This window comes from Streptomyces sp. WAC05374 (assembly GCF_004353505.1).
Lineage (GTDB): Bacteria > Actinomycetota > Actinomycetes > Streptomycetales > Streptomycetaceae > Streptomyces.
Map to the genome: position 1 here is coordinate 89,397 of NZ_SMNQ01000021.1, position 24,218 is coordinate 113,614.

Consider the following 24,218-nt stretch of genomic DNA (forward strand, 5'->3'; position numbering starts at 1 on the left):
CTCCCAGGGTGCTGCCTGCCAACAAAGCGTCGCCCGCATGCGAGGTCAAGAGTGGCGTCGCTATCGCCCGCGACGCCTGTCGGTGCTCATATATGCTTCCTCATGGCTTGCCGGATTTTCCGACAAGCACGAGTTCCTAGGGCGTCAGGTCCTAGGAGAGTGGAGAACTGAATGACGATCACTCCCATGCGTACCTCGAATACGGGTCCGCTGATCGAGCGAGTCCATCGGGAGTCACACCCCTTCCAGTGGGCACGCGAAGCGCTTATCAATGCCAGGGAAGCCGGCGCGTCCCAGGTCGAGTTCGGCGTGGAGTGGCACGCCGTCGAACAGCTTGGCGTGTACCGCAGGACCATCGCGGACGACGGCTTGGGAATGGCGTACGACGAGATCGAAAAGTTCCTGAATACCTTCGGCGGCGGCGGGAAGCCCATCGGAGACGTCCATCAGAACTACGGCATCGGTGTCAAGACCTCATTGCTGCCGTGGAACAAGCACGGCTTGGTCGTGATCTCCGTCAAGGACGGCGACGAAAGCCTGGTCTGGTTGCAGCACGACCCGGCCACGGGCGAATACGGCCTGCGACGGATCCCGGCAACAGACGAGACGGGCCGCGACACGATCGAGCATGTTGTTGAGCCGTCTCTGATCGATGACCTGGATTGGTCGGAAGCGATCCCGGACTTCATTCGTAAGGCAGGGCACGGAACGGTCCTCATCCTGCTCGGCAACGAGCCTGACGAGGACACAGTCCTGGGGGACCACGACCGGGAAGAGGGCCGGCCGCATGCCCTCCGGCACTACCTCAACACCCGGGTGTGGGACTTCGTCAAGGACATGGATGTGAAGGTCCTGGAGTTCCGGACTCAGGACCGGGAGCAGTGGCCGCGAGTGCGGGCGGGTGCCTTCTCGGGATCGGGGGCAGCAGCACACCGGCGCACCGTGGTCGGAGCCAAGGCATCTATCGTGCAGCCAGTGCCGGACCGGGACTTCGCGATTTGCACAGGGACCACTCATGTCTCTGCCGGCGCAGCCGGACTCGGCGCGAAAATCCACTGGTGGCTGTGGCAGGAAGACCGCCCCAACCTGTTCAGTGGCCACTTCCCGAAGAACGGCTACGTCGCGGCTCTGTACAACCAGGAGTTGTACGACCGCACCGAACACCATGCCAGCTATCGGTCCTTCGGTATCAGCCACAAGGCTGTGCGCGAGAAGCTTTGGATCATCGTCGAACCCGAGCCCTTCGACTCGGGAATTAAGGCCGGCGTCTACCCCGACTCCTCGCGGTCCAGGCTGCTCGTGGCGGGCAGTGCGCTGGCGGGTGCAAACCTTCCCATGGCCGATTGGGGGGCACAGTTCGCGGACAACCTCCCCAAGGAAATTGCGGATGCCCTGGCGGCAGCGACCGCCGGCGGCACAGGGAGCGTTGATAGCGAATGGCGTGATCGACTCCTCGAACGGTTCGGATCTCGGTGGAGGATCCCCCGGTGGATCGCCTCCCCGAACGGACACCAGGGGATCGAGCTCACCCAGCGCGGCGGAAACCCGGGGGCTCGAGCAGCTGCTAAGGCGAGGAAGAAGCCCAGTTCCGCAGGTGGGGGTACCGGCGGACGAAACGGCGAGCCGGCGGTCGGCAAGCCTGGAGGGACTGTTTCGGGACGCGCGGCGCGTATCGGCGCTGGTATCCCGGAATACACGATCGTCCCCTCGAGCGAAATGGATGAGCCGGAGATGCTGGCCGAGTATCTGGTGGAGTCCAGTGTTCATCCGACCGGCGTGGTCCGGGTAAACGTCCAGCACCCAGCCCTGGCTGAAGTAATCGTGACCTGGCAGAACGCCTATCCGGACCACCTCGCCGAGAGCATCGCGGACGAGATCGGTGACGTGTACGGTCAAGTCGCTGCCGCCAAGGTCGCTCATTCCGAGCACTACCGCGGTAAGTACGATCCGACGACCATCGAAGAGATGCGGTCCTCCAAGGCGCTCACGATGGCCCTGCTCGGCCTCATGGCCGAAGACGCCATGATCGCCACGCGCCTGGGTGGCAAGTACGGACGTCGTAAGGCCGCCTAGCGGCTAGCAGGACGAAACCGGGGAGCGCATACGCGTTCCCCGGTTTCGCGCAATGTGGGTCTTAGCCCATTTCGCCGTCCTCCTCCAGCGCCTTCATGATCTTCGCGTTGGCCGCTTCCTCATGGCCGTCGATGCAGCCGTGATAGCGGCGATGAATCACCTCAGGAGAATTGCCGACCCGTCGTGCTACCTCGGCGATCGGAACTCCGGCGTTCAGCCACCGCGTGATGCAGACGTGCCGCAGGTCGTACGGGCGCCCAGCCAATGGCGAGTCGATGCGCTCCGGGGGGAGCGCGTAGTCGCGCGCTTCCTCCCACACCCGCCAGTAGGTAGATGAGCCGACCACTCCCCCGCGCTCGTTGCCGAACACGCGCCCTTCCTTGGCGGTCCCGAACTCCTTCAGATGGGCCCGGAGAATGGCGACCAGGACCGGCGGGATGGGGACCGGCCGGTCGGTGGACGCCTCGCGCGCCTTCAAGCCGCGGCGGTCGTGGCGCTCGCCGGAGTCGGTCCACTGCTTGCCGGAGACGGGGCGTGTCTCCCGCAGCGTCAGCGTGCCCCAGCCCATCTCTGGCAGGTGGCAGTCCGACAGCCGTAGCCCGACAGCCTCAGCGGGTCGAAGCCCTGCGTAGTACAGAACTGCGTAGAAGGCCACTAGGCGCCGCCCTCGGCAGCGGTCCCACGACCCGACGTAGGAGACAGACGTGAGCAACTGCCGGGCCTGTACAGCGTTGACCAGGACGCGGGGGTCGACCACGTCATTGGAGACGACGCGCTTCCGGCGGGCCCGCTGAAGCGGGTTCTCCGGGAGCTCCCCCGTGGCAACAGCGTGTTCAAGAGCAGCGTTCAGGGCCCGGCGGCGCCGCTTGTACGTATCGCCCGCGGCCGGGGTGCCGTCCAGCTTGTAGCTGACGCGGTACAGCACGTCCTCGAGCACCTCAGTGTCGGTGAGATCACCCAACGGCCGGTCGGCCGTGGTGAGCCAGTCGTACGCGGCCTTGAGTTCGGCCGGCGGGTCCTCCCCCTGGTTCGCGGGCACGATCCCCCACCGGAAAGCCAGTCGAAGGGACTCGTCGGCGGGAACACCGTCCCCACGCTTGACCATGGCGAGAGTCACGGCAGCAAGGCCGTCCGCCATGCCCTCACGGCTCTTGGCCGCGCTCGTGCGCCACCGGCCGGCCACGTACTTCCGGCAGAACGCGAACCACCGCAACGGCGGTTCGGGATCCGCTGCTTGGGCGGCTTCGGCCGCCGCGCGTACCTCGGACTCTGGCAGTCCCGATTCGATCTCGAACGCCTCGCCGCGCCGGTTCATGGCCTGCCACAGCTCGTTACGTCGGCTTTCGGCCAGCGGGTACGTGGCGAACGTGTCGCCGCGCACCCGGCCTGCCACCACCCACCGGAGGCGCCATGGGCGGGACTTTCGGCCGGTCTTGGAGATCTTCCACAGCTTGACGTCGAAGGTGAAGCCCGGCCGGGCGGACCCGCGAGGGCGCCCGGCCGGGGCGTCGTTCTCCGTGCTCACGCAGCGTCCTCCCGCTCCGCAAGCCAACGCTCGTACTCGGACCGCCGGATCCGCACGTCGCCGTTCGGGAGCTTGATCGAGCGGGGCCCCTTCCCGAGTTGGCGCCACCGGTAGAAGGTCGACGGAGCGACCTTCAGATCAGCGATGACCTCCTTGACGGTCATCTTCTCGTCCCGCGTGCGGGCGGTCATTTCGCCATCCCTTCGGATTCGTCAGCACCGGACAGGCCGGACAGTTCCAATTCCGACTGTCCGGGGTGTTCGGGCTGGTCAGATGGGGTGACCGGACAGCCGGACAGTGCGGACACCTCTTGGGGGCCCTGGGTCCGGGTCTCCGTGTCCGGGTAATACCGGCCGCCGGCGTCCTTGGTGAGCTGTCCGGCGTCGGCCATGCGGTTGCAGGTGCGGCGGATCGTGTCGAGGTCGACGTGCGGCAGCTCGCCCGCCATGTCCTTGGGCTTGGCTCCGGGGTGGGCGCGGACGTAGCGCAGGATCGTGGCGCGGGTGTCGCTGACGATGTGGTCGGAGACCGGGCCGTCCAGCAGGTGCCAGGCGCCGGAAGCGGGCTGGAAGCTGAGGGCGTACTCGGCTTCGTCCACGTCGCGGCCGGTGACGTGCAGGATGCCGTCTGCCTGCCCACGGGCCCGCTTCAGTACGAGCGTGGCGTCCGCTGCTCCGGCGATGCCGTTGGTGCCGGAGACCTCGGTCAGGAAGTCGTCGGAGCCTGCCTTGCGGACGTGATGCACAAGGATCACAGCCACGCTGTAGTGGTCGGCGAGCCGCTTGGCGTAGCCGACGGCGACATAGTCCGCGTCGTACGCCGACACCCCTGCCGGGGCCTGGCCACGCATCTTGGCGAACACGTCGATGACGACCATGCGCGCGTCGGGGTTTCGCTCCAGCCACTGGGCAATGGCTTCGGTCCCGCCCTGGGGGAAGGGAGGGCATTCGGTGACCAGGGTCAGCCCGGCGGGCGCTGGCTGGCCCCCGAGCAGCTTGCCCATGCGGGTCTGGAGACGGCGCGGGGTGTCTTCCAGGGCGAGGTAGAGCACCGGTCCGCCCTGGACGGGCACGGAGTCGAAGGCCTTGCCTCCGGCCGCGACCGACAGGCCCAGTCCGAGGGAGAGCCAGGACTTGCCGACCTTGGGCGGTCCGGCGAGCACGCTGACGCCCTCGGCGAGGATGCCGGGCACGGCCCATTTCGGCTCGGGGAAGTGCGCGGCCATGAGCTGATCGGCCGTCCATGCGGTCCGTGGGCGCTCCCGCTTCGGCGGCGCCGCCGGGGCCGTCTGGGGGTCGCTGGGAACGGAGTACAGGTGCAGGGGCGGGATGGGGTTGGTGCTCATGCCGCGACCGTCCGGGGGCGCCGTGCTCCGGCCCGGAGACCGGAGGCGATGGTGCGCCGTGCCTCGCGCTCGCCCTGGCCGACTTGAAGCGCGGCCGTGAGGAGCCAGCCGGTGACGTCGGCTTCGCTCAGCTCGCCTCCGGCAACGAGCTGTCCGAGGGCGACGGAGGCGATGTAGAGGCTGTTGTTGTGCTCGTGCGGGCCGGAGCCGGTGACCCGCTGGACTTCCCCGTTGACGGCGGACCGGAGGAAGGCGGTGCGCCGTCCACGGCCCGTGAGGGCGACCGTGATGGGCGTCTGCGGGGGCAAGGGCGCCGGGCGCAGGAGTTCGGCGAGCCACCCAGGCAGGGGCGCCACGGGGGCATCGTGGGTGACCTCGTACAGGCGTCCGGCGAAGGTGCTGCCCGCACCGACCACGAGTCCGCCCCAGGCGCGGGTGTCGACCTTCCAACCCAGCCCGCGTGCGCTGTCTCCGGCGGTGTTGCGCAGGGGCTCGCCCTCGGGTGTGGCGAAGTACAGGTGGGTGCCGCCGCTCCAGGTGCGCACGGTGTAGGTGTCAGCGGGGAAGGGCTGGCCGTGGCGCTCGCAGAGTGCGGCGAGCACGTCGGCGCCGTCCGTGACGCCGTGCTCGGCCCAAGCGGCCGGCGGGGTGTCGCCGGGGTGCTTGGGCTTGTCCAGGTCGATGACGACCAGGCCGGAGGGGCCAGTGGCGATGCCGACGTTGAAGGCGGCGACGGACCACGCGCGAGTGATGCGGTCCGGGTCGGTGGTGGCGCGGGTCTCCCAGTCGGAGACGGCCGGGCGCTTGTCGCCAGAGATGAGGGGGAAGACGTGCCAGTCACGCGACGCTGCGTCAAGCGCGGCCGTGAGCTGGGCAGAGCTGTCCGGGTACGGCATGCTGGGGGTTCTCCTGTTCTGTCTACGGATGGGCAGGGAGAACCGCGGCGGCGGGCGACCTTGCTGGGGAGTCCCGCCGCCGCGGCGTTGCTACTGGTTCTTGGCCCAGTGGGCGTACTGCTGCCGGACGTAGCGGCGCGGGTCGCAGATGACGGCCGTGCCGTCCAGCTCCATCAGCCGCTGCGCGGCTCGGGTGGACAGGTCGGCGGCGTCGCTGGTGACGCTGTCGGCTTCGTCGCTCAGCGCAATCCGGTCCAACAGCGCGGCCTTGCGGAGCCAGAACTCTCGGTTCAGCCCGTCGTAGAACGGCTTGTCGGCTGCGGTCCGGGCGGTCCATCCGATCTCGCTGATGATGCTCGGGGCGAGCGCGTACGCCTCTTCCGGCGTGGGCCTCTGCTCCGGCTCGGGGCGGTGGTCGGCGGTGATGTACAGGCGGGTGCGCTGGCCGTCGTGGGTGGGGCGCTGGCGCACGGAGCCGGTGGTGAAGGCGGCGGACAGGGCGGCGCTGACGCGGTCGCTGTCGGTCGGGTCGCAGATGACGCGGATCTCGAACATGGGTTTCCTCTCCGGTGCTAGTCGCAGATGCAGTCAGGGCGTTCGCTGCTGCCGTCGGCGCCACAGCCGCAGCAGTGCGGGTAGTCGTACGGCTCGCTGCCGTCGGCGGGGTTGCACAGGTCGCAGTCGTACGGGACGAAGTCGTCCATGGGTCAGTGCTCCTTGCTGGTGTTGATGGAGGGGAGTTCGGGCAGTCCGGCGGCTTCCACGGCCTTGAAGTCGAAGCCGGTCAGGGCGGCGCGGGTGATAAGGGCCTGGGCGAGCTGTTCGGTGTAGGCGGCGCTGGTACGGGCCACCTCGATCTGGGCTCCGGCGCGAAGGGCTTCGACGCGCTCGATGTGGGCGTGTTCCTCGCGGCGCGCGCTGGTCTGCCGGTCGTACGCGACGCGCTCGCGGCGGTCGGTGCGCCAGTACCGCGCGGCGAGCCCGTAGGCGACGGCGGTAGCCAGCACCCACAGCAGCAGCGGCAGGGACAGCCCGTCGGCGTATCCGGCGACTCCGGCGAGGGCGAGTCCTCCGGAGGCGGCGAATGCGGTTCCGGCGATGGCGCTGTCTCCAGCCCTGCCGACGCTCGCGCACACGCCGGCCGCTGCGGCTCCGAGGGACAGCGCGGTCATCAGCACGGCGTTGCCGACGGAGTGTTCGGCGCCGTTGGCGTTCCAGATGCGGGCCAGGATCAGCACGGTGGACGTGGCCAGCGCGGGTGCGGCCTTGGGCGCGATGATGGCGAGCCAGTGCCGGGCAATGATCGGTTCATTCACGGCCGGACTCCTCACAGTTGCTGTATGGCGTCGATGACGGCGGCGGCGAGCTGGTTGATGGGGCCGGCGGCGCCGGTGGAGGCGAGGCAGAAGCCGAACCCGGCGGCGGTGAACGCGGCGCCGTAGCCGAGGGACTTGGAGCGCAGCAGGAAGAACAGGACGAGTCCGAACAGGGCCGCGAGCGAGACGGTGACGGCCACGGGCGGAACCTCCTTCGAGTGGTGTGGGCGGGTGGTCAGTGGGTGCCTTCGCGGTAGATCCGCTGGGCGCGGTTGAAGAGCCAGCGGCCGACGCGTATGCGCTTGCCGGTGGCCTTGCAGCGGCGGCAGCTCTTGCCGCGCTTGGGCCGTCCCTTGCGGTCGGTGTCCAGGGCGAAGCCGAAGCCGTTGCACTTGCGGCAGGTGCCGAACGGGCTGGCCGCGCACATTCCTGCGTAACCAAGCGTGACGATCAACAGGCAGGCGACAGCAGGGGCGAGGAGGGTCATCGGTGGCCCTTTCTCGGGGTCTCCGGGGTTTTCGCTGGTAGAGCGCTATGCGCTAGATCGCAGATCAGGTGTCATGTGGGGTACTAGCGGGGGTGCTACCGGTAGCAGGGCGACGTGCTACCGATAGCACCGTCCGGGGCTAGGCGGCGCCCCGCTTTTGGTCACGCTCCGCAATCGCCTTCGTGAGGTCGGCGCGGGCGATGCCGCGGCGGGTGGTGCGGGTGCCGTCGTCGGTGGTCCCGGCCACGTCGCGGGTCTTGATGCCGTGCGGCTTGAGCGCGGATGTGACGTTCTCGCCCTTCCAGCCGCCGTAGACCTCCGGCCTCAGCTCGGCCAGCCGGGCGGCGATCCGCTCGTTCCACACCCGCTCTTCCGACGGCGGTACGACCGCGGCGACGTCGGCGAGCAGGTCGTAGGACGGCCCGGTCACGGCTTGAGGGTCCTCTCCGAGCGCGTGCCCGGACAGGGTGCCCTCGGCCTTGCGCAGGGCGTAGGCACGCTGGGCGATGGCGTGGGTGGCGTGGTCATCCAGGTAGGCGGTGCGCACCACGACCGGCAGTGCGGTGGCTCCGGCGAGGTAGCCGTTACCTGCGTCGATCTCCGGCCGGAAGGATGTGGCACGCACGCCGTTCTTGTAGGCGGACGTGCCCAGGATCATGTCGTTCTCGACCTGTCCGGCGACCTTGAGGGCGAAGCGGATGGACACGTTGCCGCTAATCCCGGTCGGGAGAGAGTCCTTGTCCGGGCGCTGCGTGGCCAGGACGAGGATCACGCCCAGGGCGCGACCGAGCTTGATGATGAACTCGGCATCGTCACCAGCCTGTTTTCCGTACTTGGGGTGACCGAAGAGGTTCTGGCACTCGTCAAAAACGCCCACGAGCGGCCAGAGCTTGAGCGAGCGCTTGTCGGCGATGGCGCGGGTGATGCGCTTGTCCGGGCACAGGTCCCGCGGCAGCTTCTTGATCGCAGCCGCGCGGCGCATGACCTCCTCGCGCAGCAGCTTCAGGGAGTCGGCGGCGTACTTGATCGAGTCGTCGTCGATGCCGGAGACGAACCGGTGGCTGACGCATTCGAGGGAGTCCAGGTCGCCGGTGCCCTTGTTCTCGTGCAGCCACAGTTCGACGGACGGGTCCATGGCAGCGCCGCAGGCCAGCACGCGCACGGAGGCGGTCTTGCCCTGGCCGGGCAGCGAGCCGATCAGGATGTTGTGCTGGATCACCGGCACCGACTGAGCACGGCCGCGCGGGTCGATGCCGAACGGGATGCGCTTGAAGATGTCGTGCTTGCTGGCGTTGGCGAGCGGCCACTTGACCAGTCCGATCTTGGACAGGTCCCGGTCACCCACCCACAGGATGAGCCGCCCTTCGTGCTCGCTGGGGTCGGCGTCGGGCCACACGCAGCCGAGGGGGCGGCGCAGGCCGGAGGCGAGTCGGGCGCGCCGGTCGGCCACGTCGGCGACCGTCACGCCGAGCGGCAGGTCGATGTCCGCGCGCCAGCCCGGACCCTCGCGGGTGATCGGGGCGACGAACTTGATGCCGTCCTGCCCCTTGGCCACGGCACTGGCGATCTGGCCGATGCCGATGGACGCCATGGCCTTCACCACGATGTCGCTGGTCAGCTTCTGCACCTCGGTCTTGATCACCGCGCGCGTGGCCAGCGGCGCATCCGCCGGCGCGCCCAGCCAGCCGAGGGTCAGCACGGTGAGCGTGGCGGCGATGACCTGTGTGTGCGGCTCGGCTCCGTAGACCAGGAACAGCGCCATGGCCAGGGCGAACAGTGTCCCGAGGATGGTCAGGAGCATCCGCAGCCGTACGCGGCGGTCACGCTGCCGCGAGAGCTTCAGGTAGAGCTCGGAGTTCTCCCGACGCGCCTCCGCCTGCCGCAGCGGCTCGCCCTCCGCGTCGACCGCCCACCGGCTCACGCGGGTCAGGGTGTTAGCAAGGCCCCGCGGCGAGCGCCAGATCAGCTTGGGCACGTACAGGAACGGCAAGCGGACCGCGTGGAAGGCGATGGTGTGCCAGACATGCCCGGCCAGCCATCGCATCGCGTCGGCGAACTCCGGACCCGACTTCACCCAAGCCGGGAGGACATCCAGCCGCTTGGAGTCGCGGATGCGGTCGACCAGACCGGGGCCCGACTGAGTCGGCGCCGGGCGGTCGACCAGGGTCGGGCCGGAGTCGTCCGGCTCCCCCTCGCTCGGGTCGGCCGACTCGGTCGACTTGGGGTAGGCCGACCGGTCGGGGCCGGAGTCGGGCGACGCGTCGGGTGTGCGGTCGGCCGACTCGGTACGGGCCGACCGGGCTTTGCCGAGGTCGACCACGTCGCCCGCCGGGTCGGCGGCCATCTCGGCTTCCAGCCGGTTGAAGAGTTCGTTGTCGTCGTCGGGGTGTTTCACTGAGGGTTCCTTCTCTCTGAGGGATGTGGGGCCCGGCCGCTGCTTTGGTCGGTTTGGGACCGGGCCCCGTACTGAGCGGTCAGGCGGCGCGCTGTTCCTCGGGGTAGGCACAGAGGACGCACACCCCGAGCGAGGTCGGGATGCAGTAGCTGTAGGTGATCCGGCACTGCGGACAGGTGCGGCGGGCGAGCATCGCCAGGGCGAGCGCACCCCACTTGCGGGAGGTCATCGGCCGGACCGGCTTGGCGCGGTCGACGCGGTAGAGGTAGGCGACCTGCACCCCGGCCTTGCGGCCGCGATGGCAGCGCATCACCTGCGCCGCGACCGGCTGTCCGCCCGGCCGAAGCCCGCGAGCACGCAACTGGCGTCGGGTCGCGTAGCCCTCCGGGGCGAACCGCCACGGGTACGTGGGGACGCCGAACCGGGCACCGGACGGGTCGTAGCACTTGCCGTAGGCGGACATCAGGCAGCCACCCCCACCACGGGCACATCGGTCCGGGCGCCGGTACGGCCCGCGCGCCGTCCGGTGACCGTGGCGAACAGCCGCCCCAGCCCCGCCCTACGGGTTCCGGCGCGCGCCTGCTTGGCCGCGTACATCGCCTCATCGGCCCGACGCAGCAGCGCGGACAGGTCATCGCTGGGGAAGTCCGCGGCGCGTACCCAGCCGAGGGAGACCGTCGTATGTACGGCCGGGTCCTGGCCGTCGACCGGGCGGGCGAGCAGACCATGAAGCACGGCGAGCATGTCGGCGGCGGTGCCGTGGTCGTCGATCAAGACGGCGGCGAACTCATCGCCCCCGAGCCGCCCGGCAACCCCGGAGCGGCCGACATGATGGGCGAGCCGGTCAGCGGTCGCCTTCAGCAGCGCGTCTCCGGCCGCGTGGCCGAAGGTGTCGTCGATCTGCTTGAAGCGGTCGACGTCGGCCAGGACCACGACCGCGCGGGGGTCCCGCAGCAACTGGGTGGCGCGGCGGGTGAATGCCTCGCGCGTCCGCAGCCCGGTCAGCGGGTCACGGCGAGCGAAGTTCAGGCGCCGCCGCAGCCACAGCGTGTGGGCCGTCCAGCCGGAGGCGAGGGGAGCCGCCGCGGCCAGCATGGTCAACAGGGTGTTCATGCCGCCGCCCCCTCGGTCCCTTCGTTGTCGTCGACGGAGTGCAAGCGGCGCCCCTCGGCACGCTCGTTCAGCAGCAGGTCACGCAGCACGCGGGAGTTGGCAGCAGAGCAGTGCAGCGTGGTTCGGATGGCCTCCGCGTTGATCGCGTCATCGGACCAGTCGGCCGTGGCCTCGCGTGCCTCGGTCAGCAGTTCCGCCGCGGTCCGGGGCCCCTTGGCGGTCTTGGCCTTGCCCTTGGTGCCGGCCGGGCGCTTGCGCGGCGTCTTGGGCGCCTCCGGCTTCGGCTTCTCCGCCTCCTGCGGCGGCACGGGCGGGACGTCCTCGCTCGCCGGGGCCAGCTCCCCCAACTTGAGCAGCACACGTTCCGGGCGCGGGGTCTTCGTCCGCCACCGCCGGCCGTGCTGTTCCCGCAGGCGGGCGCGGGCCAACTGCCGGTCACGCTCCCGCTTCAGCGCCTCCGAGTACGACGTGATCTCCCACAGCGTCATCCGCCGCCACAGGGCGAACGTCGACAGCGGGGCGAGCATCCAGCGGGAGAACCTCACCTTCTCCATCCGCCGGCCGGTCGCGGCGCCGATCCGCACGGCGTAGACGTGGGCGCCGATCTCGGAGAACACCACCCACAGCAGCGGCATAGTGCCGTGCGCAACCTTCGCCCACAGCGACTCACCCGCGGCTACGTTCAGCCCGCACGTGACCAGCGTCAGCGCCCACGGCACGAACCGCACCCACGCCAACGCCATGTCCATCCGGATCAACAGCAGGTTGGCCACGGTGAACACCGGAATGGCTACGTCAATCCCGACCGGCAGCATCCACGGCTCACCGAAGCCCCACTGCGCGGCAGCAGCGGAAACCGCGTCGAACGAGGCGATCAGCCCCAGTGCGCCGACCCCGGCCGCGGCCAGCGCGCCCAGTCCGGCAGGTCCCATCTCCGGCTTCGTCAGCGGCGGCACCGCCGGTCGGTTGATGACCTCAGTGGTGCTCATGTCGTCTCGCCCTCCTCCGAAGCCCGGAGCTGGGCGTCCATGAGTTCGGCTTCCACGTCGTTGACCTGGCCGTCAAGAATGCGCTGGTAGACGGCCTCGCTCTCCAGGAACACTCGGTCCTGGAAGTTCGGGCTGTCGCTCATGCCGCCGCTCCCTTCCGCGAGGACCGACGACGCCTTGCCGGGCGCGCCAGCGGAACGACGTTGAACAGCTCCGGGGCGTGCGCCTCGATCACCTCGGCGGCGATGCGGGCCACGTCGTCCGGCAGGCTGCGGTAGTCGGGGTCGGCGAGGATGTCGCGCGCCGCGTCCTGGCGGGCCTCGCGTTCCTCATCCGTCTCGCCCTCGGTCCCGAGCCACAGCTCAACCGGGGTGCCAAGGGCGAGTTCCACGAACTCATCAACGGAGACGGCCTGTTGGTGGCCGACGTACGTGCGCATGGTGCTCTCCTGAGTCGAAGGAGCAGGGAGAACCGCGGCGACGGGCGACCTTGCTGGGGAGTCCCGACGCCACGGCAACGCCACACCCGCAAAGCGTGGTATGTATTACCTACCACTCACGTTGGCAGATCGATTCCGGGCCGTCAAGCGCTCTTCTTTGAACCTGGAACCGCTGGCCTGCCTTACGGCGGTGACTCAACCTTCGCCAAGAGGGCGGGACTTCGGGAGCGTGCACTTGGGGGTGCACTCGTGCACTCCGCTGTGCGAACTATCCGCACACGGGCCTGACCTGCGTAGAGTGACGGTGAGTCAAGCTGAGACTTCGGCCGCTCCTGGGGGATCCATGGCAGACCCGAACGCCAGATTGGCTGCTCTCATGGATGAGGGCGGCTTCTCGCACAAGTCGCTCGCCCGCGCGGTGGGCGTCGCCGCGGCCCGCTCCGGTGTGGACATCACCTGTGATCACACATACGTCAGCCGGTGGCTCAAGGGCTCCATACCCCGCGGCGACATGCCCCGCTTCATCGCTGATGCCATCGGCAGCAAACTGGGACGACGACTCACAATCGACGACATCGGGATGGGCGACGCGGCAGTCTCCGCCGTACGGCCTGACCTCGGCCTTGACTTCCCGGACTGTCCCGAGACGGTCACCGCCACCGTGGCCGACCTCTGGCGCGCCGATCTCGCCGAAGCCGAACCGCTGGTTCGAGCGTTGCCAGACTCCGCGGCGTGGAACGAAGCGTCCGTGCGCTGGCTCGTGTCTCCCCCGGATGGCGAACTCACACACTCGGGCAACCGGGCCATCGGAGCGGTAGACATCGACATGGTGCGTTCGACTGCCGACGCATTCAGCATGCTTGACGGCAAATTTGGCGGGGGCCACGCACGACGTGCGCTGATTCAGTACCTGCACACAGACGTGCGCCCCATGCTCGACGGAAAGTACGCCGATGTCGTCGGCAAGCAACTCCATTCAGCAGTGGCCGAAGCTCTGTTGCTCGCCGGATGGATGTCGTACGACAGCGGCCTACACAGCATCGCGCAGCGCTATTTCATCCAAGCTTTGCGCATGGCCCAAGCCGCCGGCGACCGGCTACTGGGCGGGAGCATTCTGTCTGCGATGAGCCATCAGGCCACCTTCGTCGGGCGCTACCGTGACGCCGCAACTCTGGCGCGTGCCGCGCTCACGGGTCCGGCCGGCAGCCTCACCCCGACAATGGCCGCGCAATTCCGCGCGATGGAGGCGCGGGCCCTCGCCCGCCTGGGTGACGCGCGAGGATGCGACCTCGCATTGTCCGATGCGGAACGTCAACTCAGTCTGCGCACCCCGGACAGCGATCCGGCATACATCGCGTACTTCGATGAGGTGGAGTTGGCAGCCGAGTTCGGGCACTGCTTCCGCGACTTGGGGCGCTCGGTGCAGGCCACAGAGAGGGGCGCAGGTTCCATCTTCGGCGACGGCCTGAACAACCGCAGTGATTTCTTCGCGACGATGGTGCAAGCCGAGGCGTACATCAATCAGGGTGAGGCCGCTAAGGGCTTCGAGATCGCGCTGAGCGCGTTGCGCCTAGGCGAGGGACTGAAGTCGGCACGCTGCGTGCAGTACGTGCGGGAGTTCCAGGGGCGCATCACGGACGGGATGAAGCGGGCCGCGGAGTTCCGCGACTTCACGGAACAGGCCCGCGGCTTCCGTCTCTGGCAGCAGGTCGGGCGCTCAGCCCTAGCCAAGCAAGCACCGGCACTCCAACTCGACATGGGCAGGAACCGGGCAGAGACTTGAGTTAGGCGACGTCATTGTCGCTACCCTACTCCCACCCAGAGGACGCATAGAAATGTCTCATCCCGAATGGGGAAATGGCGACTTCATATCCCTAAACCTCATAGTCGATCGGGATAATGAGGCGCGCTGCCCAAATCACCCGAAAATCCCCCTACTTGACTACCAGTCCTTTGACAATGCCATTGAATCAACCTGGGACCAGTATGGCTTGAATGAGTGGAAAGGCATCGACGATCGCACACGCGGCAACGCCTTCAACATTCAGCGGCTTCTTTGCCAGATGCTGCCCTCAGAACGCCTGTGTTCATACCACTTGGGGCGAGGCATGGCGGCAGTAGCTCTTGAAGTAATTGGATTCCCATGTGACCAGTACCGGCCGCTGATAGATCCGATGAGTGACTTGATGGAGAGAGTCACGATCGGGGCACCGCCATCCTATCTATCGGAGGCTCGGAGAGAGTTTAGGGAATTCATGAAGGCGGAAGAAAGCGGTGGCACCCAAGGCTTCGCTGCTCGCTACCGAGCAACTGAACCGGTCGTTAGGAAAAAGGCTCGCTGGTGGCAGAGATAGTTAAGACGAGAACCAGCACCGAAAATATCCGCTCTGATGGGCGCATCGTAGACGAAAGCTTAGCTAGAACGGTGCCCAGTCGCGACGCGAACCGCCTGAGCGCAGGGTTTCTACGCGTTTCTCGACTTCCTCGGCCGCTCGCGAGTCCGTGCCGGCGTTTTGAGAGAGCCACGTGACCATGAGCAGTTCGCGGACGCTGCGGAGCACGGAATATCCGGACCACTGTCGGACGTCGAAGCCATACCCCTCGACGAAGTCAGCGTATTCAGCCGCTGTGTGCCAACCGAAGCTGTCGTAGTACATCGCCGTCTGCATGAGGTCCCACTCCCGCGGGCCCATGACGAAGCCGTCCAGGTCGATGACCCTCGGGCGTCCAGCCGCGTCACGGAGGACGTTGCCGACATTGAAGTCTCCGTGTACGGGTCCCGTCGGGAGGGCGAACTGTAGACGGTCGTACTCAGCCGCCAACTCGTCAGCCCGAGACGCGAGATAGGTCCGGAACTTGGCAGGGATCACGGCGCGCCCCAAGCGATCTCCGACCCTGTCAAAGGGACTTAGGGGCGGCAGAGAAAAGGGCGGCGGTTCCAGTTGATGGAGCCGCCGCAGTAGTTCCCCCATCTCGCGCGTACTGGCGTATGTGTCACCGTCGGCCAGTCCCTCCCAGAACGTCACGGGGTGGCCCTCGACGACGACGGGCTGTTTCGCCTTCGTGACGAGTCGCGCCGCCGGGTATTCCTCGGCAGCGAGCCATCCGGCTACGGCTACCTCCCTACGCACGGAGGGCAACCGGTCGGGACTCCGGCCTACTCGAGAAATGATCCGGCCGCCGTCGATGCGGAAGACTGCGTGGTCCCCGAGCCTCAGCATCTTGATCCCGTCCGGGTCCACATCGGCGAGTGCGCATGCCTTCCGGAGGATGTCCTCGGCCGCGGCCGCATCGAACCCGGTGCGTTCACTGGTCGTCACGCCGGCCGGTCTCCTTGTCCGACGGGCAGGGCACGGACTTCCCGGCCCCGCGTCGCCCCCTTGCCGATGAGCCCTTGACCTGCCATCTGCGCAATGGCGGAGCGGACGGCGGTCCGCGACGCGCCGAACTTCTCGCACAGCTCCTTCTCGGTGGGGAAGGGGTCTCCGACCTTGACCCCCTCGGCCCGCAAGAGGTCGGTCACCTTCTCGACCAGCGGGCGACGGTCCCCGGTCCCCGCCACGTACCAACCGGCCCCCTGCACTGATTCGATCAAGCCCTCACTCTTGAGCACAGCTAGGGCACGCTCGATGGTGCTGCGGCTGACACCGTGGGCGCTCATGAGCTTCGCCTGAGACGGCAGAGCCTCCGTGATCGTGCCCTCCCTGATCTTCTGGCGCAGAGAATCAGAGACCTCCAAGTACGTACCTCGCGGACTGGCCTGCGTCACGTGGCCTTCCTTTCCAGTTACGTGGCGACTTCCCCTACCAGCGTCCCACTACGCGGGAGGCGAACCCACAGTGTCCCACCTGTCCGACTGTCCGGTTGAGGCTCTCACCTGCACAAACACGCCGGACAGCCAGCACAGTGGCTGTCCGGTGTGTCCGGGCGGCAGACGATCTCAGATGTCGCGTACGAGCCGCGGCCTGGGGTACGCCCGGTTCGCGACGTCGATGTGTGCGCACACCTTCCCCCTGTTGGTGAGGGCTGCGCCGGTTTCCCTCGCCAGAGCGGGGAAGAATTGTTGGCCGTCCGGCGACTGGCTCGATGTGACCCACTCGTAGTCAGGGCCGTCACGCAGGGCCCACAACACCAGTCGGCGGCCCAGCCCCTGCCGCTGCCATTCAGGAATCATCGAGATCTTCGCGATCAGGCCACGACGGCATCCATGGCAGATGTTCCAAATCAGGATGGCGTGATCATGTCCGTCTCGATCGCATACCCGCAAGACTCGGGCATCCGCAATACCACTGTTTGGGTAGTACAGGAAGAACTTGCCTTCTGACCGGTTTCTTACCTTGATCCACCACCAACTGAGTTCACTTAAGCCCTCAGGCATTTGACCCCCAAGTGTTCGGCTCAGTCGACCGTACGATGCCGCACTGACAGCGACGTAGGCCCCCAAGCAGCTCTGTTCTGCGACCCGGGTCGGACCTGGAAAGAAGCGGCTGCAACACCCCAGGGTGTTACAGCCCGTCGGCGAAGCCGACCTCTCAACGGACGTAGGAGCCGGAGGCGACTTCCGATCTGCTCTGGCTCACGAGGGGCACACAGCAGGGTTCGGAACTTTCCCTACCTGCTCAAGCACCCGGCTGCGCTCCGCTCCGCCGGGCGGGCTTCCCGGCTCCGCTCCGCGCGACGCGCCTGCCTTCGGCCCGCTCCGCGCGCGCTGCGCCGACGCCCGCCCCAACGGCTGGGATAGGCCCAAGGGCATGAGCCGAGCCCCAACGGCCACCGGTTCCCAAGGCCACCGACATGCCTCCGGCGGGGGCCTCAGGCTCCGGGACGGCGAGGGCTCCCTACGCGGGTGCCGGCCGGTGGGGTGTGGCGGTGGGGAACTCCCATCCCGCCTGCCATCGACCCAGGACAAGCCGAGCAGACACGGCACCGGGCGTCCAGGTCGTTCGTACAGTGGCGCGCTCCACCTGGAACCCGGCACCGCGCCCGCTCCACATACGTGTGGGTCGACGGCGGACGGGATGGGAGTTAGGGGTGGGTGATGGTGCAGGTAGGAACGCCCCTAGGCGAGATCTGGCCAAACTGACGAGTGTCCGATTTCGCACATTCAGCCAAGTCACCCCTTTTACCTGTAAGGCTCCGCAGATAGACCGCTGTCATATGCCGCAGGACAGAGCTATCCCCTGGTTGCTGACGGGATGAAATGAGTATCCACCATCGGCGCCTCTCGGGCAGCCGAAACCGAATCGGTGGACAAACATGCTGGTCAGCAGACTGCTAGGTTCCCTTCGAAATGAAGCCCCGCCCCTGCTATAGCCGGCCAGGACGGGGCTTACCTGACGAGGCCCACGGCAGCAGCAACTGCCGACCGGCCTGCATCAAGTGAAGGACCAGCATGACGTTGCCTGACAGCCCTTCCAACAGGGAGCCTAATGACGACAGCCATCGGAGAGCCAGTCTGTGGCTAGCCAGCGTGACGGCCGTTGCTGGTCTGATCGCGGCTTTAGCGGCATTGATCTCGGCGGTTCGAGCATGAGCGAGGAACAACGGCCTTGAGTTGACGGTGACGAATGTGACTATGCCACGACTCAGGCCGCCCCCAGGGTGAGTGTCTGACTGCGTGACAACGCCGACGAGCAGCGGCGGATGAGCGCGAACGTCTGCGGACCATCAGCGCAGGTGGGAGACCCACCGCCCAAGGGCTGAGCTCCCGCCCGAGTTGCTTCGGGGCAAAGCAGTCCCTGCCACAAGGCGCCCAGCGCATCCAGCCCGCGCAGGAAGGCGGCCGGCGCAGTGCCCGGCCCCGGCCAACTGAGGGCTCCTGCGACACAGCTCCGACACACTGTGTGTCCCCTTACCACAACGGACTGGCTTCCGCGCAGGTCAGAGGGGATGCATGGCTCGATCGGCACAATCACTCCGGAGCCGTGTGCGCAGGTTCGAATCCTGCCGGGGGCACCTTGCATCAGGTGCCTGAAGGACCCCGACACCAGCGGAAACGCTGAGGCCGGGGTCTTCGTATTTGCGCGGGTGTATGTGGGGGTGCGTGGTGTCCCTGGACAAGATCTTGAGGGATCGCCGCTGGTCACCTGCGGGAACAGTGACGGCCCTCGACGGATTCAGGGCACTGCGGGTGCCAGGAGCTGGGCCTCCTGCCACGGGCGGCAGTAGGCCGTAGATGGTGCCACCGAGCCCTTCTCGCTGAAAAACAGGCGCCCGTGGTCCGCCGTGCCAAAGGTGGCCAGGTACTCACAGAGAACGGCCACGAGGTCCGGCGGGACGGGTGGCCGCCGGACGTCCTCCACCTCCTCCTGGCCACTCGAACCGCCTACTTGGGCTCGACCAGAAGGCCCGTCTTCGAGTCGATGCTCCACCCGTCATTCAGCAACGTTGACGTCGCCGTCTGCAGGTCGAGGTCCGCGACACTCCATCCTTCCCGAAGCGCGCGGCGGAGCAGCTCCAAATACAGGTGACTCGGAGAGGCAGGGCCTACGGATCCAACCAGCTCGCGCGTCACCGCAGCAATGTCCTCAGCCATGGGCTGCTTGAACGACGCCTCGGCGTCGTCCTGCGGAACCATCGTCAGGACGAGGTCGAGCGTGGCGACGTGCTCGAAGCCCGAGGCCAGCCCCTTCACGGAGCGCTGCCCCTTGTTCAGAATGGCGATTTTTTCCGGCTCGATACGCAGGCCGGCCCCTGCGACTGCTCGCTGGACCACTGCCCAGATCTTGCCCGAGGAATTGCCGAAGACCATCGAGATGCGCCCACCGGGCTTCAGGATGCGGCGGCACTGCTTGAGCGACTGCGTCAGCAGCGCCTCGTAACGGTCCGCCGTGCGCTTGGTGCCGGTGGAGCGATCGATCACCGCTTCCTTGCTGACGTCCGTGAAGCCATCCAGCCAGCCCTCCTGAAACAGGGCCATGTCCGCGTAGAAGAGGTTCGAACCGAACGGCGGGTCCGTGAACACGTAGTCCGCGCTCGCGTCCGGCAGGGACAGCTCCGCAGCGCTCTCCGTGACGTACTCCGCGGACACCTCGTCCACGTCCACGTTGCGCGTGAACGCCTGCGTCCGGATCCAGTCATCAGCCTTCAGCACAGCGTGCGTCTTGCGTTCGAAGAGCTCGAACACGTTCCATTCATAGAAGACCGGCGCGATGTAATAGTTCTGGTTCGCGGCGTTCAGCGGGCGTTTGTGCGACCACTGGTACCGCTTACTCGCCCGAGTCAACGTCGCCGTGAACGCGAACAACAGCTTCTGACTCAGGGCGCGGTCCTCAATACCGCGGATCTCATCTCGCAGCGCCACGAGAGTGCGTAGGTTGCGCGGTGAATAGAACGAAGCCACGGTCGTATAGCCGCTCTTGCCCAGCGCAGACGCCCGGTACATCTCCCGGTCGGGAGTGATCTCGACGTGAGGAAAGTCCAGGCCGTCGACGTCAACGCTCGGCGCGACGACCGCCGGCTGCTCACGCTGCTTCGGGCAGCAGGCGCAGTTGATGTAGTCGACAACGGGCTGCTCACCCACGCGCTCAAGCTTGCTCGAAATGCGGGCCGGGCAATGCGGACAGACCATCTCTGACTTCGACCACCCCGCAGCCTCGAGTGAGTGGTAGTAGTTCACGGGCTCCTCGCAGCCCGCGCATCTCACCAGAACGCTCCAGACGGTCTTCGCAAGCCGACCGGTTCCGCCGCACCCCGTGCAGGGAACCTCGTAGATCTTGCCGACGGCGTCCTGAGCCCGCTTGATGACGGCCTGCGCGGCCCTGGTGAACTCGTACCCCTCCACCATGTTCAGGTAGTTGGAGCCGATGTGGCGCCCGAGCACCGAGATGTCCGACAGGCGCGCCCGGCGCCCGGTGATCCGCGCCGCGACCCCTGTCATGCCGGACCCGGCGAAAGGGTCGACCACGACGCCGCCGGGCGGACAGTAGGTCGCGATGAACGGCGTGATGGCGGAGACGGGGACCTTCGTCAGGTAGGCATGCGCGAGATAGACAGGGTCACCACGACCCACCACGATCTCCTCGGCCACGCCACCAATGTTACTCATAGTCTGTAGACCCATCGTCTGCACCGTCCTAGCGTCCCTGGACATCATGACCCAAGCCTCCGACAAGCTCCGCATCCAGCGGCAGCGCGAGGCGTTCGGCCACCGTGTGCGGCAGCACCGCCTCGCGGCAGGCCTCTCGCAAGAAGAGCTCGCAGAAGATGCCGGCATCCACCGCACTTACGTCTCTTCGTTGGAACGAGGTCAGCGCAACGTAAGCCTTGACAACATCATTGCCCTCGCGCGTGCGCTCAAGGTAGATGCCGCACAACTACTCGAAGGCATCTGATGGGGTTCAAAGAAGACGCTGATTTCGCTCGTTTCTTGAGCATGGGGGTCCACGCCGCCGACGCGATTACCCGTGACCTCGAAGACAATCACGGGCACAACATTATCGAGCTCGAGCGGTACGCCAAGGCCAACAAGGTGTGGCAGACGAAGGTCAAGCGCATGCGCCTGCCGGACCTCATGTGCGTCACCTGTGGACGCCGCTTCGAGTCCAAGGGCAAGACAAAGCTTGAGATCAAGCTGTCCGACTCCACGCTGCCAGGCAGATCCTGGCGCGACGGAGGTATGCGCCTGGACGACGTCTTCGCCTTCGCGCGTGTCGACATGAAGACGAGCCCTGTGAGCGTCTCCAACCTTGTCTACGTGACCCGACGGAGCCTGGAAAACGCCTTGGAATCCTCCAAGGAGGGCAACCGAAAGTCCGTGTCCGAGGGCTCGGAGATGGACCGTAGGTGGCCGATGTGGGCCCCGGACTATTCCGGCGAGGTTCTCACCGTCGATCACGGCGTGAAAAAAATTCGCGTCACGAAGGGCGCCGGCACGTATCTCTACGGGAGCGGTAGCCGTTGGAGTGCGTTCTACACGTTGGCAGCAGGGACACCATTCGAGACTGGTCAACCGGTCGCGTTCTGCTTCCGCATGGCTGACTCGATCACCTGCGCCGGCGACGGGTCCTGGAGCTGGCAGGAAGACCTCCTGTCGACTGACGACGACATCCGGTTTCCGGCCGTCAAGGCGGCCCGATTCCTTGGCACAGAGCAGGTCGAGGAGATCCTCATCCGCATAGCGAAAGACGAGGCCAATGACTGGCGCATTCGCCTCGAAGCGCACGCCAGCCTTGCCGCCACGCGGCCGGCGTCCGTCGCTGCGCTGCGCACGCTCGCTGAAGGCGCTGACTCGGCCGACGAGGTACGCATGGAGGCCGTGTTCTCCCTGTCGGAGATCGACACCGAGGAAGCCGCGGATGCGCTGTACTCGGTTGCCGGCAAGACCGAGCCATCGATTCCGGAAGAGATCCGTGCAGCTGCCGCCTGGGGGCTCGGGGCTGGGGCTCGCCAGGCACCCTCCAAGCTCATGCGCCTCGTCAACGATCCCAGCGTTCTCGTCGCGACGCACGCAGCGGCGGTCATGCCGACAGAACTGCCCCGGACGTGCCTGGACGAGCTCCTCGACTGGCTTCGCGCTGACGATCTGCGCCAGGCCGCCACGGCTGCGCACCTGCTGGCCGAGCGCAATCTCGTCGCCGAACTCGTAAGCGCCCTTCAGACGGCACCGGAGGGCGTGCGCAAGCTGATCATCCTGGCGCTCGGGGATACTCCGCGCGAGGCCGTTTCTGGCCTGCTGAACGAACTCGACGCTGAGAGCCGCGCCGGCATCGCCACCCTGTGGGCCAAGAACGACGACTGGCTCCGTCAGCCGGATACGGATGGCATTCTGGGCGCCCTGAAGCTACAGAAGCTCCGCCGATAGCAGTGACTCGAGCGCTGCTCTGCGACCGGCCGAACCCAGTTGTCGGTGGTGGCGCTCGTACCGCGCTCGAGTGCCCGGGCCCGACCGTCGTACGGACGCGCGTGCCCGTCCCCGTGGTGGGGGCGGGCACGCGCTGTTCCGGCCGGGGGCTTCGGGGTCAGCCGAGGCGGGTGAGCTTTTCGGGGACGGAGGGCTCGGTGAGCTCGGACTGGAGGGCGACCGGGACGCGGGGGGCGTTGGGGCCGGTGCCGATGGTGAGGTCGCCGATGACGGTGCCGGCTCGTGCCGTGCGGGGCAGGGACGTGCCGGTGCGGTGGAAGGTGAGGGTCAGCTTCTGGCCGGGGACGCCAACGGCCTTCAGGTCCTGGGTGGCGATGACCGGGGTGCGGCCACCGAGGCCGTCGTCGACATGGCCGACGACCTGGCCCTTGGTCACCGCCGGGGCGGAGGTGAGCGCCTCACGCACCGCCTCGATGACCTTCTTGCTGTTGTCCTGCACCAGTAGGAGGCTGTTGGCGCCGTTGGGGTCCGGCGGCGGCGCGTGCTGGTCCATCATCGTGCCGAGGATCAGCCGGTCCTTGCCGTCCACGGTCTTGTAGGCCGCCCAGGACAGCGTGCCGCCGGCCGGGGTGTTGGAGCCCGTCTTGATGCCCCTGACGCTCAACCCGGCGACCAGCAGACGGTCGTTGTTGTTGTTGATGCGCCCGACCCCGGGGATGTCCGCGTTCGGCATGGCGACGATCGCGCGGAAGGCGTCGAACTTCATGACGGCCTCGGCCAGTTTGAGCTGGTCGGCGGCTGTGCTGACGGTCTTGCTGTCGAGGCCGCTGGGGTCGGTGTACGTCGTGTTCCTCATGCCGAGCGCCTTGGCGGCGTCGTTCATCTTCCTGACGAACGCCGCCTCATCCTTGGACCCGGTGTCCCAGCGGGCGAGTAGCCGCCCGATGTTGTTGCCCGACGGGATCATCAGCATCTTGAGCATGTCCTGCTGCGTGAACGTCTGGCCGAGTTCCAGGCCCTCGATGCGCGACTCGTTCTCCGACGAACCCTCACTCACGGCCTGGGCGTCGACCGCGATCCGAGGACCCTTCTCGTCCTTCTTGAGCGGGTGCTCACGGAGGATCACGTACGCGGTCATGATCTTCGCGACGCTCGCCGTCGGGACGGGCTTCTCCGCCCCGAACGTGCCGATACTGCCCGAACCCACGACCGTCACCGCTCCCTGCCCCTTCTCGGGCCACGGGATGGACAGCTTGTCACCCGGGAGGGTGAAGGAGGACGCGTTCTCCGCGAGGGTGAACGTCGGCTCGGGGAGCGGGCGGACGAGCTGCACGGTGAGCAGAACGAGCCCGAGGAGCACGGCGATCGGCGACCAGATCTTCACCTTGCGCGCGACCGTACGTGCCGGGGTGTCGGACGGCGCCGGGGTGTTGGTCAACTGAGCGAGCAGTTCGAGCGGCGGAGGAGGCTCGGCGGACGCCTGCGCGGGGTGGGGCTGGGGGTGGGGGTCGGGCCGGGGGTCGGGCTGAGGCTGGGGCTGGGGGTCGGGCTGAGGCTGGGGCTGGGGCTGCGGGTCTCCGGGGGTGGGCGGGGGGGCGGGCGGGGGGCTGGGGGCAAGCGGGTGGCCGGGGGGGGGGGGGGTGAGGGCGGTGGGGTGGCGGTGGGTGGGTGGGGGGGGGGGGGGGGGGGCGGCGGGGTGGCGGTGGGGGCGGGGGGGGGGTGGGGGGCGGGGTGGGGGTTCGGGGGGGGGGGGCGGGTGGGGGGGGGGCGGGGGCGGTGAGGGTCGCCAGTTGGCGTGTGCCCTCGTTCGCGGAGGGGGGGGGTGCGGGGACGACCTG

General features: G+C 67.6%; 25 protein-coding genes. 5 read left to right on the forward strand and 20 right to left on the reverse strand.

From position 1 onward, the window contains the following. Nucleotides 1-171: 171 nt before the first annotated feature. Nucleotides 172-2,073, forward strand: coding sequence for a hypothetical protein (locus E2B92_RS28420; protein WP_126883219.1), 1,902 nt, complete (start codon nucleotides 172-174; stop codon nucleotides 2,071-2,073). Nucleotides 2,074-2,134: 61 nt separating this feature from the next. Here E2B92_RS28420 and E2B92_RS28425 read toward each other — a convergent pair whose 3' ends face one another. The 15 genes from E2B92_RS28425 to E2B92_RS28485 form a co-directional block, all read right to left on the reverse strand. Then, complete coding sequence (locus E2B92_RS28425; protein ID WP_185923480.1) at nucleotides 2,135-3,598, reverse strand: tyrosine-type recombinase/integrase; 1,464 nt, start codon at nucleotides 3,596-3,598, stop codon at nucleotides 2,135-2,137. Further along, the gene (locus tag E2B92_RS28430; RefSeq protein WP_126883218.1) at nucleotides 3,595-3,789 is read right to left on the reverse strand and encodes a helix-turn-helix transcriptional regulator; all 195 of its coding nucleotides are present in this window, start codon (nucleotides 3,787-3,789) and stop codon (nucleotides 3,595-3,597) included. The genes E2B92_RS28425 and E2B92_RS28430 overlap by 4 nt, the downstream gene beginning before the upstream one ends. Next, complete coding sequence (locus E2B92_RS28435) at nucleotides 3,786-4,943, reverse strand: AAA family ATPase (RefSeq protein WP_126883217.1); 1,158 nt, start codon at nucleotides 4,941-4,943, stop codon at nucleotides 3,786-3,788. The genes E2B92_RS28430 and E2B92_RS28435 overlap by 4 nt, the downstream gene beginning before the upstream one ends. After that, nucleotides 4,940-5,839 carry a bifunctional DNA primase/polymerase gene (locus E2B92_RS28440; RefSeq protein WP_126883216.1) on the reverse strand — a complete coding sequence of 300 codons (900 nt, stop codon included), beginning with the start codon at nucleotides 5,837-5,839 and terminating at the stop codon, nucleotides 4,940-4,942. The genes E2B92_RS28435 and E2B92_RS28440 overlap by 4 nt, the downstream gene beginning before the upstream one ends. Before the next feature lie 90 nt (nucleotides 5,840-5,929). After that, nucleotides 5,930-6,394 (reverse strand): hypothetical protein, encoded by a 465-nt coding sequence (locus E2B92_RS28445; RefSeq protein ID WP_126883215.1) that lies wholly within the window; start codon nucleotides 6,392-6,394, stop codon nucleotides 5,930-5,932. 17 nt (nucleotides 6,395-6,411) lie between these two features. After that, nucleotides 6,412-6,543, reverse strand: coding sequence for a hypothetical protein (locus tag E2B92_RS33880; protein WP_260604294.1), 132 nt, complete (start codon nucleotides 6,541-6,543; stop codon nucleotides 6,412-6,414). A gap of 3 nt (nucleotides 6,544-6,546) precedes the next feature. After that, complete coding sequence (locus E2B92_RS28450) at nucleotides 6,547-7,155, reverse strand: hypothetical protein (protein ID WP_126883214.1); 609 nt, start codon at nucleotides 7,153-7,155, stop codon at nucleotides 6,547-6,549. 11 nt (nucleotides 7,156-7,166) lie between these two features. Then, nucleotides 7,167-7,355 carry a hypothetical protein gene (locus tag E2B92_RS28455; protein WP_126883213.1) on the reverse strand — a complete coding sequence of 63 codons (189 nt, stop codon included), beginning with the start codon at nucleotides 7,353-7,355 and terminating at the stop codon, nucleotides 7,167-7,169. 35 nt (nucleotides 7,356-7,390) lie between these two features. Beyond that, a complete protein-coding gene (locus E2B92_RS28460; RefSeq protein WP_126883212.1) occupies nucleotides 7,391-7,642 on the reverse strand; it encodes a hypothetical protein in 252 nt (83 codons plus the stop codon). 139 nt (nucleotides 7,643-7,781) lie between these two features. Further along, nucleotides 7,782-10,037, reverse strand: a complete 2,256-nt coding sequence (locus E2B92_RS28465) for a cell division protein FtsK (protein ID WP_185923479.1) — start codon at nucleotides 10,035-10,037, stop codon at nucleotides 7,782-7,784. Between the two features lie 79 nt (nucleotides 10,038-10,116). Then, complete coding sequence (locus E2B92_RS28470) at nucleotides 10,117-10,500, reverse strand: RRQRL motif-containing zinc-binding protein (RefSeq protein ID WP_126883211.1); 384 nt, start codon at nucleotides 10,498-10,500, stop codon at nucleotides 10,117-10,119. Further along, nucleotides 10,500-11,150 (reverse strand): GGDEF domain-containing protein, encoded by a 651-nt coding sequence (locus tag E2B92_RS28475; protein WP_126883210.1) that lies wholly within the window; start codon nucleotides 11,148-11,150, stop codon nucleotides 10,500-10,502. The genes E2B92_RS28470 and E2B92_RS28475 overlap by 1 nt, the downstream gene beginning before the upstream one ends. Beyond that, nucleotides 11,147-12,139, reverse strand: a complete 993-nt coding sequence (locus E2B92_RS28480) for a DUF2637 domain-containing protein (RefSeq protein WP_126883209.1) — start codon at nucleotides 12,137-12,139, stop codon at nucleotides 11,147-11,149. The genes E2B92_RS28475 and E2B92_RS28480 overlap by 4 nt, the downstream gene beginning before the upstream one ends. Then, complete coding sequence (locus E2B92_RS32760) at nucleotides 12,136-12,282, reverse strand: hypothetical protein (RefSeq protein WP_160159796.1); 147 nt, start codon at nucleotides 12,280-12,282, stop codon at nucleotides 12,136-12,138. Before E2B92_RS32760 ends, E2B92_RS28480 begins: the two co-directional genes overlap by 4 nt. Beyond that, on the reverse strand, nucleotides 12,279-12,578 hold the full coding sequence (locus tag E2B92_RS28485; protein ID WP_126883208.1) for a hypothetical protein: 300 nt from the start codon (nucleotides 12,576-12,578) through the stop codon (nucleotides 12,279-12,281). Before E2B92_RS28485 ends, E2B92_RS32760 begins: the two co-directional genes overlap by 4 nt. A 343-nt stretch (nucleotides 12,579-12,921) precedes the next feature. Here E2B92_RS28485 and E2B92_RS28490 point away from each other — a divergent pair, with 343 nt between their 5' ends. Further along, nucleotides 12,922-14,361: a hypothetical protein gene (locus tag E2B92_RS28490; protein ID WP_126883207.1), complete on the forward strand. Its 1,440-nt coding sequence runs from the start codon at nucleotides 12,922-12,924 to the stop codon at nucleotides 14,359-14,361. Nucleotides 14,362-14,413: 52 nt separating this feature from the next. Then, the gene (locus E2B92_RS28495; protein WP_126883206.1) at nucleotides 14,414-14,932 is read left to right on the forward strand and encodes a hypothetical protein; all 519 of its coding nucleotides are present in this window, start codon (nucleotides 14,414-14,416) and stop codon (nucleotides 14,930-14,932) included. A 63-nt stretch (nucleotides 14,933-14,995) separates the two neighbouring features. On the opposite strand, the gene E2B92_RS28500 is transcribed toward E2B92_RS28495, so the two are convergent. The 4 genes from E2B92_RS28500 to E2B92_RS28520 form a co-directional block, all read right to left on the reverse strand. Continuing rightward, a complete protein-coding gene (locus E2B92_RS28500; protein WP_126883205.1) occupies nucleotides 14,996-15,898 on the reverse strand; it encodes a phosphotransferase enzyme family protein in 903 nt (300 codons plus the stop codon). Beyond that, entirely contained in the window at nucleotides 15,895-16,347 is a 453-nt protein-coding gene (locus E2B92_RS28505) for a GntR family transcriptional regulator (RefSeq protein ID WP_126883204.1), read from the reverse strand. Before E2B92_RS28505 ends, E2B92_RS28500 begins: the two co-directional genes overlap by 4 nt. Before the next feature lie 171 nt (nucleotides 16,348-16,518). Beyond that, nucleotides 16,519-16,956, reverse strand: coding sequence for a hypothetical protein (locus E2B92_RS28510; protein ID WP_126883203.1), 438 nt, complete (start codon nucleotides 16,954-16,956; stop codon nucleotides 16,519-16,521). Nucleotides 16,957-18,903: 1,947 nt separating this feature from the next. Next, nucleotides 18,904-20,607, reverse strand: coding sequence for a DNA methyltransferase (locus E2B92_RS28520; protein ID WP_235024021.1), 1,704 nt, complete (start codon nucleotides 20,605-20,607; stop codon nucleotides 18,904-18,906). Between the two features lie 64 nt (nucleotides 20,608-20,671). Between E2B92_RS28520 and E2B92_RS28525 the strand changes: the two genes are divergently transcribed. After that, nucleotides 20,672-20,911 (forward strand): helix-turn-helix domain-containing protein, encoded by a 240-nt coding sequence (locus E2B92_RS28525; RefSeq protein WP_126883201.1) that lies wholly within the window; start codon nucleotides 20,672-20,674, stop codon nucleotides 20,909-20,911. Next, entirely contained in the window at nucleotides 20,911-22,380 is a 1,470-nt protein-coding gene (locus tag E2B92_RS28530; protein WP_126883200.1) for a HEAT repeat domain-containing protein, read from the forward strand. The genes E2B92_RS28525 and E2B92_RS28530 overlap by 1 nt, the downstream gene beginning before the upstream one ends. Nucleotides 22,381-22,537: 157 nt before the next feature. Here the strand turns inward: E2B92_RS28530 and E2B92_RS28535 are convergent, their stop codons facing one another. Then, a complete protein-coding gene (locus E2B92_RS28535) occupies nucleotides 22,538-23,818 on the reverse strand; it encodes a D-alanyl-D-alanine carboxypeptidase family protein (protein WP_235024022.1) in 1,281 nt (426 codons plus the stop codon). Nucleotides 23,819-24,218 lie beyond the last annotated feature (400 nt).